This window comes from Pseudomonas sp. B10, assembly GCF_900156235.1.
GTDB classification, from domain to species: domain Bacteria; phylum Pseudomonadota; class Gammaproteobacteria; order Pseudomonadales; family Pseudomonadaceae; genus Aquipseudomonas; species Aquipseudomonas siliginis.
The window spans coordinates 676,141-690,036 of sequence record NZ_LT707063.1 but is presented as its reverse complement, the minus strand read 5'-3'; the positions used below and the strand labels follow the sequence as shown (position 1 = coordinate 690,036).

The window sequence follows — 13,896 nt, the reverse complement described above, 5'->3', positions numbered from 1 at the left end:
TGAGTCCACGTTCAGCGTTGAGCCTGTTCGCCTATCGGATGAAGGCGTTCAAGTCGGCATCGGCGAAGACCTGCCGCTCTCCGCGCAGGGTGATGTGGATGATTTTGTTCATTGTCTTGCCCTCGGTTGTTTTCCCAATGCCCCCGTCACCAGGTGCATCGCTGAAAAATCCCGTGTTTCTCCGCACCCGCTTACCAGGTCATTCACTCAGTTCGGTCAACACCTCGTCCGCCGTCGCAGTGGGCTGCGCGTGGGTAGGCTTTCGGGCCTGTCGGATCGCCGGTCGCCGGTAGAGGCAAGTGCCGTTTTGTTCATCGGTTTACTGACCTCCCACCGATGGAGCCGGGAGTGACCTAACCGGACTGGCCGGGTAGTGGTTCATGGCGCGGGTTTTTAAAGAGCGGCGGGTCTGTCGACCCTGGCGCCGGATTGCTTTGGCGTTGAGGCAGGCTACAACAAAAATTGTAATGTGCAGGCGTGAGTTGTAATTATTTTTGCAGTTATGCATGGGAGGATTTCCTGCAGGCGTAAAAAAGCCCGCGCTTGGCGGGCTTTGTAGGGCACTAGATTATTTTGCGCGAGAGGCCCATCGGGTATGTGTCCAGTAAGTAGATCGGCTTAGGCCGGGCGCTTTCGAATACTCGGCCCCGCTCTTCAGTTCGATCTCCATTCGGTCATCGCGCATTTGTACAACCGTCCACGAGGTATTTTGACTGATATCCATCTGCTCAAAGCATAATCCGCGCGTGACCATAACAGCGCTCAACGCATAATCGCCATGTGTGTAGCTGGAATAAGCTCGATCAAAATCGTCAGGAGTGATGCAGCCGAAAGCCTCTATGTCGAGATGAATTAGATCTTTCGCCTTCAGCTTATAGGCGACAGATTTTTGCTGAACAGGAACCGCTGAGCTAGCGGAGGTCTCGCGGTAGACGAATGCACAAAGGGTCACGCAAACCAGGAAGGCACACAGAATCACTGTCCAGTGAGTGCCTAAAATTTTCAGAAGAGGTTTCTCGTCGGGCCGCGAGTGGCAAACACCACCCTCCACTGCCTGCGAAGGAACATCAGCACCGCAGTGCTTACACTTGATGGCCTCGGCTTTGATCGTTTCTGCGCAATAGGGGCAGGCTTTTACCGCTTCTTCCATGTTGAAGCCTCTGAATTCAATTCGCGCGGGAGTACATCGCCCACCAAAAAACATGTCCAAGAATCGCTATCTGCTGCTCCTGGATCTGCTCGAAGGTGTAGTTCTCGTCCGGATGTTCGTCGTGGTTGAAGCTGCGAAGCTTGATGCCCGTCGGAGTCCGGTAAACCTGCTTCACACGAAGCTGACCCTTATGGTTCACCGCATACATCTCGCCATCGACGATATCGCCGAGCGAGTTTTTGCCCATGTTGACGCCCACGGTGGCGCCATCCCGAAGCACCGGCATCATGCTGTTGCCGCTCACCGTCACGCACTTGGCATTGCTGAATTGAACGCCGTTGTTGCGTAAATCCTTCTTGAAGAAGCGAAGCCTTGCACTGTCGCTTTCTTCTATCGCGAATCGCCCAGTGCCCGCCGCCAGTTCGACTTCCTTGAGGAAGGGGACGTAGACCTCGTCGTCGCCAAGTGGCGTCTCGTCACCCCACGTTTCGATTGAGCCCAATGAAGTGTCGGCAGTGCGGCTCTGACTTTCGAGCGGGCCAGCCTCGCCCATCAGATAGGCGACTGAAACTCCAAGCACGTCGCTCAGCATTTTGATCTTCGGGTTTCTCGGGACAGTTCGCCCGGATTCCCAGGCTTGGACGGATTGCGGGCTCACATCGAGCTTTCGCGCCAGCTCGGACTGATTTAGCCCAGCAGCCTCGCGGGCCGCAGCGATTCGGGAGGAGGTAATAGTCATGGCAGCGAGAATACAACTCGAACTTGTAGCTAGAACTGCAATTATAAATTGTAGTTTCGATTTAAAACCTGTAACTGTGCGTTGTAATTACCAGTTTAACGAGGACGCTATGGAACAGAACGCACATCGGGAGGTGGTTCTGATGCGCATAAAGCTATCACCCAGCAGAATGGATGCCAGTCTTGAGGTCGTGCGTGTTGGTGATGTTCTACCGTGAATGGTGAAGTCTTCAATTTTAAAACGTGGGCGAAGGCGACACGTTGCCTAGTGCCGCGATCAAATCGTCATGGTTTGCAGGCGCTGTCAGCCGCGTCGACGGGGAGCTTGAGCTTACTCTGATCCTTCCGCTCCCGATCAATTACAGCCCAGAGCAGGCATTCCCGTCGCCGCTTGAGGATGTGCGTGACGGCCCGATTCCCCTACCCATGCCTCTGCCAGAGCCTGGAGAACAAGCATGAACATCGACTGGACTCAACTGATTACCAAGGCCATGAAGGACGCCGCCATTCAGGCCGCTGAATTGGCAGCCGCGAAGGGACTGCTCGCCTCACGAAATGCACAGGCGATTGCCCAGATCTCGCGAATTCAAGACCGCATCGATACGATCAATTTCGGCATTGATATCGGTGAAGCCGCGGCAGAAGACGAGGCCGAGCAGGCCGCACTGACGTTGAACCTGAAAGCGTGGAAGAGCTATAAGTTTGCACTGGGCAAGGTCACTGTCAGCCGACCTAGTATCAGGCGCCGATATGGCCGATCGAACCGCCCATCCCGGAAATCATTGCTGCGCCGCTGCTGAGTGAGTCGAATGAGCTCTGAACGGATCGAATGCCGATACACGAAATGAGTGAATTTGGGTGCGTTAATAAACGCTGCTCATTAATCAGATGAAGTTTATGCTGGTCCTGCGGAGCGCCGGCGTACTCGCCGACGCCCCTTAAGGGACACCGTTCACGGACTAAGCAAGTACAGGCTCCCGAGTGCCGGCTTTGGAAGCTGGATATCTTTTGGACTTCTCAATGTCTCGCTTCCGGAGTGGCGTTTCGATAAGTCGGTAGTTCAGCTCAGCGAAGACTGCGATTAGGATAATAGCGGTTACGCAAAATCTAATGTTGTAATGAGAGTTGAACTCGAATCCTACCCCTTCAATTCGCGACCAGATTTCTCTGGTCAGCCAAAATGACGGGTTGTGAACAAGATATATTGCGAAAGATCGCGCGCCGACATATGCCAAGATATTTCTGATTTTCCACTCTGGGAATAAGTATCCGCCTTGATATGATCCCAGCCAGACGGTGATCGTGCAGAGCAAAGTAACCATTGTGAGAACGAAGGGAATTACGCCTCCATTAGACGGAGTCACCAAAATCGCGCCTATCAAGGCGCTTGATTCTGGCGCGGGGCTTAAAATCCCCCGCTCGTAAGGGCGTGCCGGTTCGATTCCGGCTTCGGGCACCATAAATATCAAGGGCTTGCATGACATATGTCATGCAAGCCCTTATTTTTTGTGCCGTGGAAATGTTTTCCACGCTCCTGACTGGCCATTCCGTCGCCGTCTGGTGCCTGGAGATCCACTCCTTTCTTCAGCGTCGACTGCATCCATCAGCGACTAAGCGTTTCCGGCGCCACCACCCACACACTACAAGGCATTTTGTACAACAGATGCTCGACCGTACTGCCAACCAGTCGGCCGATTCCTCGGTGGGTGACACGGCCCATTACGATCACATCGATGTCGTAAGCATCGGCATAGCTGGAAAGCACCTTGGCGGGATCGCCCACAATCATGTGCTGGTTTTCTGCCGGAATGTTGTTGCGTGCAGCCAGCGCCTGGAAAGCTTCGCCTTGGGCGTCGAACAGTTTCTTGGCTGCGCTGGAAGAAAAGATCGCGGACGCGTTATTGAAGCCGAATTCGGCAGCGCTGATCGATGACAGGTCATGGGCATAAATCACGTCCAGGCTGCCATTGCAGACACTGGCCAGTCTTGCTGCTTCGCGCAGGATGCGGTCGTTGAGGCCCTGGTATTGGCCCTCACGATGGAAAGGGTCGACCGCCGCGACGATTCGGCGTGGCAGAGCGTTTTGAGCGTGGCTGACAAAATGCAGCGGCACCGGGCATTCGCGCAACAGATGGATGTCCAGCGGGGTGAACATCAGTCGCGACAGAAGTGATTCGTGCTCCAGAGCCTTGATAAGGGCGGCCATCGGCTGTTCCTTCAAATGGATCAGGATCTCCTTCAAAGGATTGTCCACCCAGACGACCTCGGTGGTGACGGTCACTCCGATCTTGCGCAGCGGCCGGGCCTGGTCTTCGAGCCATTGATGATGGCGTTCGACATAGCCCAGGCGCATCTGCTCCAGGGCTTGCTCGTTGACCATTCCTGCGGTCGCCAGGCCCTCTAGGTAATCAAACGCGACAATATGCAGTGCGGCATCCGACGCTTTGGCCAGGGAGGCGGCGCGGTCGAACGCCGGACTGTTTTTCATCAGCGGCGACACGACCAGCATGAAACGCGATTGCTCAGACATGACAGAACTCCCGAGGGTAGTCACCCAGGCATTGCGCTGCATGCCTGGAAAAAGTGAGTAGTGGGCATGCGCCTATCGTGGAGCGAGCCAGCAGGGCGGGGTTGATATTTATCAACCAGACATCAGCGCGTGGTCGTGAGCGGATGTACGGTCGAGCAAGACCACTGATCCTCGGATAGTTGACCATTATCAACTACGACCCTGTCGCCGCGGCTCAAGCTCTGCTCTGCACTCACCTGTCGGCGGAGGGAAAGTCATCATGGCCACCATGAAAGCCGCAATATTCGTTGAAAAAAACCGCATCGTGCTCGATGACAAGCCGATTCCCGAGGTCGGGCCGCTGGATGCGTTGATCCGCGTGACCACCACCACCATTTGCGGCACCGACGTGCATATCCTGCGCGGCGAATACCCTGTGGCAAGAGGACTGACCATCGGCCACGAACCGGTCGGCATCATTGAGCGATTGGGCTCGCAAGTACGCGGTTTTGTCGAAGGGCAACGGGTGATCGCCGGGGCCATCACCCCTAGCGGGCACAGTTATGCGTGCCTGTGTGGCTGCGGCTCGCAGGACGGCCCCGACACCCGGCACGGCTTCAAGGCCATTGGCGGCTGGAAGTTTGGCAACACGATCGACGGTTGCCAGGCCGAGTATGTGTTGGTGCCGGATGCACAGGCCAACCTGTGCCCGATCCCCGATGAGTTGAGCGATGAACAGGTGCTGATGTGCCCGGACATCATGTCCACCGGGTTCTCGGGGGCGGAGCGGGGCGAGATCGCCATCGGCGACGCTGTCGCAGTATTTGCATTGGGTCCCATCGGCCTCTGCGCCGTGGCCGGAGCTCGCCTGAAGGGCGCCACCACGATTATCGGTGTCGACGCGGTGCCCGAACGCATGGCCATGGCGCGCCAACTGGGCGCGACCCATACCGTCAATTTCAAGGACGGCAATGTGGTGGAGCAGATCATGGCGTTGACCGATGGCCGTGGCGTGGATGTGTCCATCGAAGCGCTGGGCACCCAAGGCACGTTCGAGTCGGCATTGCGGGTGCTGCGCCCGGGCGGGCGTTTGTCCAGCCTCGGGGTGTATTCCAGCGATCTGCACATCCCGCTCGGCGCGTTCGCCGCCGGACTGGGCGATTACAGCATCGTTTCCACCCTGTGCCCGGGCGGCAAGGAACGCATGCGTCGACTGATGGCCGTGGTGCAGAGCGGCGCCGTCGATCTGTCAGCGCTGGTGACTCACCGTTTCAGACTGGACGACATCGAGCAGGCGTATGAGTTGTTCGCTCATCAACGCGACGGAGTCATGAAAGTCGCAATCACTCCTTGAAAGCACCTTGGCGTGCCGCTGAAACCGGGGTTTGCATGAACATCAAGATCGCTGAAAAACACGCTCCCCATGGCTGGGTCGTGCACATGGATGACTGGGATGTGGGCTTCAGGAGCCTCAAGGCTGCGCAGGAATTTGTCGAGGTGCTTGAGGCCCGTATCAACGCCCCTCACGAGTGGCCGAATGCGTTTGCCCAGCCGTTGCCAGCGAGGCCGGCAACGGCTCGCCGCATCAGCGCAAGTGTTGAATGCTCGCCATAAGCCAAGTGCAGAGCAGGGTGCACAAACCCTGCGGGACGCTACCCATCATGAATGAGGTTTTTGATCTGTCCGGCGCCGCTGCGGCGTTGGGGATCGGCATGCTCATCGGTCTTGAGCGTGAACGGCAAAAGGGTACTGGCGATGCGCGACACTGCGCCGGCTTGCGCACGTTCGCCATTACCGCGCTGTTGGGATATGTCGCGCTACAGGTCGGCGGTGGCCTGCTGCTGGGGATTGTCGCCGGCTGTGTCACGTTGCTGACCAGCGTTGCGTACTGGCGTAGTCAAAGCGACGACCCTGGGTTGACCAGCGAGGTGGCATTGATCGCGGTGCTGATCCTGGGCGCGTTGTGCGCAACCGCGCCGGCGCTGGCCATTGCCCTTGGCGTGGTGATCGCGGGTTTGTTGGCGTATCGCCAGACGCTGCATCACTTTGCCAACAGCCAGTTGTCCGAAACTGAAATGCGCGATGGCCTGATCTTGCTGATCGCCGCGCTGGTAATACTGCCATTGGCACCGGACCGATATATCGGCCCGTACGCCGCGATCAATCTGCGCACCATTTGTACCGTGACGGTGTTGCTGATGCTGGTCGGCGCGTTCGGCCACATTGCCGTGCGCGCTTTGGGCTCGCGCTATGGCTACGTCATCAGCGCGATTGCATCCGGCTTCGCCTCCAGTACCGTGACGATCGCGACCATGGGCCAACGCCTTGCTCATGAGCCGGGCAATATCCGCATCCTCAGCGCGGCCGCGATTTTCTCCAATCTGGCAACGGTGATACAGGTCGGACTGATCCTCATGATGGTTGATCCGAATCTGCTGAAAAGTATATGGACGCCTCTGCTTTTCGGCCTGATCGCTACGTTGTTGTACGGCGCCTGCCTGATGTTCCCCGACCCCACGCGAGGGAGCCGCAGCAAACCGGTCGACACGGCAGGGGCGTTCAATCTGAAACTCGCGGTCATCGTGACACTGACGCTTACCGGCATCACATTCGTCTCCTCGGCCATGCTCAGCCACTTTGGTCAGGCAGGCTTGTGGCTGACCGCAATGCTTTCGGGCTTTGCCGATGCGCACTCTGCCACAGCGTCCATCGCCAGCCTGGCCAAGGCGGGCCAGGTGCCTTATGACTCGATAGTCGTGCCAGCGCTGATTGCCGTGAGCAGTAACTCGGTGAGCAAATGCGTGGTGGCGTGGGTCAGCGGCGGCAGGCGTTTCGCTGCCTGCGTGATCCCGGGCCAGATATTGCTGACCTTGGCCATGTGGGCGGGCACTGTGCTGTTTTGAGCGCAATCGGTGCTCTTGCTGACAAAGATCAAGCTGCCAGTGGCTACAGCATTCACCCTGAAGTCTGTTTCTTCTGGCTGGCCGCATGCCGAGGTATCCCATGTCACAGACTCCGCGTTTACTGTTGATCGCTCCTTCAGCCATGGAGCGCACGCCGGCGTTCGAGCGCGCGGCTGCACTGGCCCAGGCCATGCAGTTGCCGCTGCACATCGTGGCCTTCGACTACTTGCAGGCGCTGGCCGTGGCAGGGCTGTTTGCCCCCGAGCAGATCCGCCTCGCCCGCGATGGTTATCTGCGCACTCACCGGCAGTGGCTCGCAGAGCAGGCTTCATTGCTGGCGAGGCATCAGATCATGGTCACCAGCGAGGTGATGTGGGTCCAGGATCCCTTCGCCGAGATCCTGCAGTTCATCAACGAGATGCCGTTGCTATTGATCATCAAGGATGTGCAGCACGAATCCGTGCTGGAGCGTATTTTCTACACCCCTCTGGACTGGCAACTGTTACGCGATTGCCCGGTGCCGGTGCATCTGGTGACCGACGACACTCATCCGCGCCCACGCCGTGTGCTGGCCATCGTCGATGTCTTGCGCAGCGAAGAGCAGGACTGCCTGTTCAACGATCAGATCATCGATGCCGCCGCCCAACTGGCCGCGCAGTGCGATGCCAGTCTTGATGTGGTGCATGTTTACGACTGGACGGCGGTTTACGCCACGGACATGGGGTTCGGCGCACTGCCATTGGCCACCGGGATCCATGAAACGCTGGGCACTGCGCAGCATGAGGCATTTACGGCCCTGGCCGAGCGCCACGGCGTGCCGGTCTCACGCCGGCACTTCATCGAGGGCGCACCGGTGCGCAGTATCTGCGAGTTCGCCATCAACAAGCAGATCGACGTCATTGTCATGGGCACAGTGCAGCACCACGGCTTGAGCAAGTTGTTAGGCACCACCGCCGAACAGCTGCTGCATCGGGCACCTTGCAGTGTGCTGGCGATCAAGCCGCAACCCACACTGCAATCCTGAAACTCGATCGCCCCGAGGTGAATCGTTGGCCGACTCACCTCGGGGCGATTCATTTACAGGTCAAGACGATGAATGACCTGGCGTGCGTCGTCAGGATCATTGTGGGTCTCGAAGCCCAGGCTTTTGGCCAGATCGCGCATCGCCGAGTTACTGGCGGCATCGACCGAGTACATCTGGCGGAATCCGTTGTGGCGGGCTGCCTTGATCAAGTGTTCCATCAGCAACGTGCCCAAGCCCAGGTGCTGCCATTCATCGGCGACCGTCACCGCGCACTCGCATTGATGGGCGCCTGTGCCGGCGTAGCGGCTGATGCCGATTTCGATCAACTTGCCGTTCTCGTGAACCAGTGCAATGAAGGCGGTGCGCTGTTTGTTATCGGTGTCCATCAACTGGTCGAGCAGAGCGGTGCCGGGTTCGCCGATCTGGGCGAGAAAACGCATGTGCCTGGATTCGGGGGACAGGCGCTTGATGAAGTCGTATTCGCGCAGGCGATCCTTCTCCGTGAGCGGCCGGATCAATACATGGCGACCGTCCTTGATCGCCTCAATCCAGTATTGACCGGAAACCGCTGCATAAGCGGCCACGGCCTGATCGTTGTGGTCTTTGACGGTGAGCATGGTCATTCTCCATCCGGTTCGAGAGGCTGGCGGGCGGTTGGAAAACCGTCCGCTTGCCTCCCTTCTACGCGGTTGCCCATGGCGACATCTGATCTACATCAGACAGCTGCCATGCGCCTCGTTGATTGACCCGGGTTTGATGTAAATCAACGCCCGGCCAGGGCGAGCGGGCGCAGTCTTGAAGCCTGCCGGCCCACCGCGCCGGTGCCGAGGGGAGGTGTGTGATGGGCCAATATGAACGTCTGTTGCTGGTCGCTGACCAGACGCTGCATCAATCAGCGGCGATGCTGCGTGCCATCGCGCTGGCCAAGGCGAGCGGGGCGGCGCTGGATGTGCGGGCCTTTGTCTCGCCGGTGCCCGTCACCCATCTGTGGGAGGAAAAAATCGATGACGTGGATGCTCAGCGCTATCAGCGGCGCTACCGTCGCTGGGTGGCCGATGAGCTCGAGCAGCTCAGCAACCAGGGGCTGGACGGCACGGTTGATGTGGTCTTCTCCAGCCATCCGCTGCTGGACATCCTGAAGACCGTCCATGTGCTCAAGCCCGACCTGTTGATCAAGGATGTGCGACTGGAACCGGCGCTCAAGCGCGTGTTCATCACGCCGCTCGATTGTCACCTGCTGCGTGAGTGTCCGGTCCCCGTGCATCTGGTCAATCAGATTCGCTATGCGTTGCCGCATCGTGTCGTCGCGGCCGTTGACCCGTTTGATCCTGATACCCAAATCAATGGCTTGAACGACGTCATCATACGATCGGCGAACGCTTTGGCGTTGCAATGCGACGTGCCGTTGCACCTGCTATGCGCCTACGATTTGTCCGCTGCCTTCAACGGCGAAGCGCCAATGGTCAATGGTGGCTGGAACGAAGATCTGGCGAACGAGCTGCGTCAGACACTGCATCAGGCTTTTGTCGCCCTTGCCGATCGCCACGCTGTGCCCCCTGAGCGTCGACACTTCGTCATGGGCCATCCAGTGCAGGTCATCAATGAGTTCGTCGAGCAGTACCTGGCCGATGTGGTGGTGATGGGCACGGTTCATCGCGTGGGCATCGAACGCGTGATCGGCAGCACCACCGAGCGCGCCTTGTATTCGGTGCCGGGGAGCATTCTGGCGGTGAGGAAAGAGCCTGTGCGGTGAGCATGATCGCACAGTAGCGAGCCAGCCTGTTCGCTGGCCCGCTACGGTATTGCATAGATCTTGAACAGCTTCCTGGCCGCATCGCCGGCGCCGCCCAGATGTTTGTCGAATGCCTGTTCAATTTCGCCGGATCGGTACATTTCACTCAGCGCCGTGTCGACCAGCAGACGGAAATCCTCATCCTCTCGATCCACTGCCATCGCGGTCGGTGCGTACTCGAAAATCCGCTCCAGTAGCACCAGGTTGCCCGATGGATAATTTCTGGTCAGCAGATGCTTGAGCAGCATGCGTTCAGCAAAGAAGGCATCGGCTTTGCCATTGGCCACCAGACTCAGACCGGCTTCTGCGTTCTCTACCGTGACCAGCGTGGCTACCACACCCAGCAATCGCATCTGCTGTTGTATCCACGTTTCGGTGACCCCGCCGGCGATGGCGGCATACGTCTGGTTGGCCAGACCACGGTTCACCGTGGCTCGCCACGTTGGGCCGGTATGGGCCACTTTGCCATTCAGCACATTGAGCAAGGTTTCGGACGCATCCTGGCGCACCACAGCCGAGAGGCCAGCGGTGTAAATCGGCACCGAATAGCTGACGACCCTGCGCCGCGCCAGCGTGGGTGGGGTCGGCGTACAAAGAATGTCGATCCTGCCGGAACTGACGGCGTTCATCTCGTCGTTGAGCGAGACCGCTTGGTACTGAATTTTCAACGCCGGCAGATTCAGATCGATTCTGACCCTCTCGGCTATTTTCAGACAGAGATCGATGGCGTAGCCGCTGGCTTTATCGGCGGCCTGATCACTGAAAGGCATGAAGTCAGGCACGTAGCCAAGGGTGATCGCTTGACTGGCACGGATGCGCTCCAGCGTGTTGCCATAGGCAATTACCGGTAGAAGCGCAATCAGGCAGACGAGCAGTAGATGGTGGGCTCTGATCAGTTTCACGTTCATGCGCGCGGTTCCTCGAATTCAGATTTCTGTGCTGTACCGAAGACTTCGATCAAGGGTTATCAGGCCGGGGGCCGACAGGCGCAGGGGCAGCGACAAAACGTTTGGCAAGGAAACCATAAAGCAGGTAGCCGAACACCAGGACCAGGATGCCGCCGAATACCGCGTCCTTGCCGCAGGCATACAGCGCATACAAGGAATAGGCCACGGCAACCACTAACAGCAGGGTATTGCGCGTGTATACGGCTGCGCTGACTCTGGCTTTGTACATCATGACCAGCAGCCCGGTGGCTGCCGTCACGTAGGGGATCAGGTTGGTCACCGCCGCGAGGCTGACGAGTTTTCCAAACTGCGCGCTCGCGTTCGGCGAAATGGTCGACAGCGCCATCAAGGTCTGCAGGACGCCGCAGACCAGCATCCCGACGATGGGGGCGTTGCGTGCGCTGACCTTGCAGAACAGTTTTGGAAACATGCCCTGATCAGCGGTCACCTTGGCCGTTTGCGCCAACGTGAACTGCCAGCCCAGCAGCGAGCCGACACAGGCCATTACCGCGAGCGCCATGATGATGTTGCCGACCAGGGGATTGAACATGTGTGCATAAACGAGCGCGAAAGGAGCAGATGAGTTGGCCAGTTCGGCGTTGGGAATAATGCCCTGAATGACCGTCGTCGATAGCACATAGACCACCGCTGCGCCCAATGTCCCGAACAGACAGGCCAGCGGTACGGTGCGCTTGGGGTTTTCCACCGCATCTGAGGCCTGGGCTGCCGACTCCATGCCGAGAAACGCCCAGAGCGTGAGGGGAATCGCTTTGCTGATGGCCTCGGATATCGGCAGTTGGTTCGGGTTCCAGGCGGCGATGATCAGATCGGGTTTGAACCAGAACCAACCGATGATGCTCAAGCCCGCTACAGGAATGATCACCCCCCACACCGTAACCGCACCAATCCTGCCGGTGATGCCTGGGCCGCCGAAATTCGCCACGGTGGTCAGCCAGAGCAGGCCGACCGTTCCAACGAATAAAGGAATGGCGCCGCTTCCCAGCCAAGGCATGAACGATGTCATGTAGCCCACTGCCGAAATGGCCACCGCCACGTTGGCGATGGCCAGCGACAGGAAGTACAGGTAAGAGCACAGAAAAAAGCCTGACTTTGCATGCGCCTCTTCGGTGTAGGCGGATAACCCGCCAGAGCGCAGGCAGAAGATGCCGCACTGGGAAAAGCAGTACGCGATGGCCATCGAGCCGACAGCGGTGACGATCCATGACAGCAATGAAACAGCCCCGAGTTGGGCCATACTCGTCGGCAACATGATGATGCCTGAGCCCATCATGTTCACCGTCACCAGTGTGGTGAGCCCCATGAGGCTCATTTTCTTGCTTGAGTCGGCCATCGGAGTTCCCTCGATTTGCGCAACGCGTCACCGCTCAGCCATCGAACGCACTGGGAGACAGGCTCAGGCTGCCGACGAAAACGGCGACGGGCTATCTGAGCAACTGCCGGAAAAGGCTCATGCGACTGCCCATTCCTTGCGCTGTGAGGGTTGTTCGGGCAGACGCTTGATCACGTCCCGTCACAACCCTAGTCGCGGCAGACGGTGGCATTTCTGACAATTATCAATTAATCCGATTTGCCAGCCGTGACACCCATGGATTGGCACTCAAGCCATGGAGCAGCACGCTGAGTAAAACGGTACAGGCCGCCACGGCTACCAACGTCCGACCGGTTTGCAGAGGGTAGTCCAAAATCATTATGGCGAAGACGATGCTGGCCAAACCTCGCGGGCCGAACCAGCCGATGAACAGGCGGGTTTCGAAATCGAAGCCGGTCCCCGCCAGGCTGACAAGTACCGGCACGATGCAAATCACGGTCAGACTGAGCAACGCATACAGCCAGACATCGACCGTGAAACTGCTCCAGACCGAAGGGATCACCAGCGCGCCGAACACGACCCAGGTGATGATCGACAGCAGGCTGGCGAACTCTTCACTGGCCTTGAGCAGGTCATGTTTTTGTTCAGCAAACAGATAGCTGGCGAGCAGCCCGCCGACGAACGCGGCGATAAACCCGCTACCACCCAGTGTTTGGGCGGTGGCAAAGCAAAGCACCGCCAATCCGGGCAGCGTCAGCTGCGACCACATCGGTGTCTGCCAGTGATGTTTTCCAGAGTAGCGCTGCATCAGCCAGGCCATGAAAGTCAGGGTGCCGCCGATGAGCGCGCCGATACCAAACTCCTCGAAAAAAAGCTCTATCGCCAGCGAGAGGGGGGACTGCGTGTGCTCTTCGATCAACAAGGCCAGGAACATCAACAACACCGGAACACAAATGCCGTCGTTGAGCCCGCTTTCCACGTTCAATCCCTCACGCACGGGCGCTGCAACCTTGGGATTGCTCACGACAGCCTTGCCCAGCGCTGCGTCTGTGGGGGCCAGAAGGATTGCCAGCAATGCCAACTCGATCAAGGGCGCCTGCGGGAACAGCCAGATGCCCAGCAGCCAGCCGCTCAGCATGGTCAGCGGCAGACCGATCAACAGCAAGCGCAGCGGTAATCCTTCGTGCGCCTTGAGCACCTTGAGATCGGCATTGGCTGCATCACTGAACAGGACGATCGCCAATGTCAGTTCTGCAAGAATCCTGAGCCCATGACTATCGATCCGGGGTTGCAGAATGCCCAGAAACGCCGGGCCGAGAATCAGACCCGCCAGCATGAACATCAGTGGTCCATTGAGCAGACGTGACTCGAAGCGCCCGGCAAATATGCTGTAGGTCAGAAGGAAAGCGGCAAGCAGGGCGAGGTTCTGATACATGACCGCTTGCCTGTTCTGATGGCTGCCACAGCCATGGCATTACGGGCCTTCTCAGGCGGGCATGGACG

Annotated in this window: 12 protein-coding genes and 1 pseudogene; 6 read left to right on the top strand and 7 right to left on the bottom strand. The window is 58.4% G+C overall.

Annotated elements, in window-relative coordinates:
* Positions 1-568: 568 nt before the first annotated feature.
* On the bottom strand, positions 569-1,150 hold the full coding sequence (locus BXA01_RS27195) for a hypothetical protein (RefSeq protein ID WP_076563178.1): 582 nt from the start codon (positions 1,148-1,150) through the stop codon (positions 569-571).
* A gap of 16 nt (positions 1,151-1,166) precedes the next feature.
* Positions 1,167-1,889, bottom strand: a complete 723-nt coding sequence (locus tag BXA01_RS03045) for an XRE family transcriptional regulator (protein ID WP_076563177.1) — start codon at positions 1,887-1,889, stop codon at positions 1,167-1,169.
* A gap of 454 nt (positions 1,890-2,343) precedes the next feature.
* Between BXA01_RS03045 and BXA01_RS03035 the strand changes: the two are divergent.
* Positions 2,344-2,708 (top strand): annotated as a pseudogene (locus tag BXA01_RS03035) (phage tail protein).
* A gap of 783 nt (positions 2,709-3,491) precedes the next feature.
* Here BXA01_RS03035 and BXA01_RS03030 read toward each other — a convergent pair.
* On the bottom strand, positions 3,492-4,418 hold the full coding sequence (locus BXA01_RS03030) for a universal stress protein (RefSeq protein WP_076563176.1): 927 nt from the start codon (positions 4,416-4,418) through the stop codon (positions 3,492-3,494).
* Between the two features lie 259 nt (positions 4,419-4,677).
* On the opposite strand from BXA01_RS03030, the gene BXA01_RS03025 reads away from it, so the two are divergent.
* From BXA01_RS03025 to BXA01_RS03010, 4 genes are all read left to right on the top strand, one after another.
* On the top strand, positions 4,678-5,751 hold the full coding sequence (locus BXA01_RS03025) for an NAD(P)-dependent alcohol dehydrogenase (protein ID WP_076563175.1): 1,074 nt from the start codon (positions 4,678-4,680) through the stop codon (positions 5,749-5,751).
* 35 nt (positions 5,752-5,786) lie between these two features.
* A complete protein-coding gene (locus tag BXA01_RS03020; protein WP_076563174.1) occupies positions 5,787-6,011 on the top strand; it encodes a hypothetical protein in 225 nt (74 codons plus the stop codon).
* 47 nt (positions 6,012-6,058) lie between these two features.
* On the top strand, positions 6,059-7,300 hold the full coding sequence (locus BXA01_RS03015) for an MgtC/SapB family protein (RefSeq protein ID WP_076563173.1): 1,242 nt from the start codon (positions 6,059-6,061) through the stop codon (positions 7,298-7,300).
* 100 nt (positions 7,301-7,400) lie between these two features.
* Positions 7,401-8,324 carry a universal stress protein gene (locus tag BXA01_RS03010; RefSeq protein WP_076563172.1) on the top strand — a complete coding sequence of 308 codons (924 nt, stop codon included), beginning with the start codon at positions 7,401-7,403 and terminating at the stop codon, positions 8,322-8,324.
* A 53-nt stretch (positions 8,325-8,377) separates the two neighbouring features.
* On the opposite strand, the gene BXA01_RS03005 is transcribed toward BXA01_RS03010, so the two are convergent.
* On the bottom strand, positions 8,378-8,941 hold the full coding sequence (locus tag BXA01_RS03005) for a GNAT family N-acetyltransferase (RefSeq protein ID WP_076563171.1): 564 nt from the start codon (positions 8,939-8,941) through the stop codon (positions 8,378-8,380).
* Positions 8,942-9,165: 224 nt separating this feature from the next.
* Here BXA01_RS03005 and BXA01_RS03000 point away from each other — a divergent pair, with 224 nt between their 5' ends.
* The gene (locus BXA01_RS03000) at positions 9,166-10,077 is read left to right on the top strand and encodes a universal stress protein (RefSeq protein ID WP_076563170.1); all 912 of its coding nucleotides are present in this window, start codon (positions 9,166-9,168) and stop codon (positions 10,075-10,077) included.
* A 41-nt stretch (positions 10,078-10,118) separates the two neighbouring features.
* Here the strand turns inward: BXA01_RS03000 and BXA01_RS02995 are convergent, their stop codons facing one another.
* The 3 genes from BXA01_RS02995 to BXA01_RS02985 form a co-directional block, all read right to left on the bottom strand.
* Positions 10,119-11,024 (bottom strand): amino acid ABC transporter substrate-binding protein, encoded by a 906-nt coding sequence (locus BXA01_RS02995; RefSeq protein WP_076563169.1) that lies wholly within the window; start codon positions 11,022-11,024, stop codon positions 10,119-10,121.
* Positions 11,025-11,073: 49 nt separating this feature from the next.
* Positions 11,074-12,414 (bottom strand): putrescine-ornithine antiporter, encoded by a 1,341-nt coding sequence (gene potE / locus BXA01_RS02990; RefSeq protein ID WP_076563168.1) that lies wholly within the window; start codon positions 12,412-12,414, stop codon positions 11,074-11,076.
* A gap of 223 nt (positions 12,415-12,637) precedes the next feature.
* Entirely contained in the window at positions 12,638-13,828 is a 1,191-nt protein-coding gene (locus BXA01_RS02985; protein WP_076563167.1) for a cation:proton antiporter, read from the bottom strand.
* Positions 13,829-13,896 lie beyond the last annotated feature (68 nt).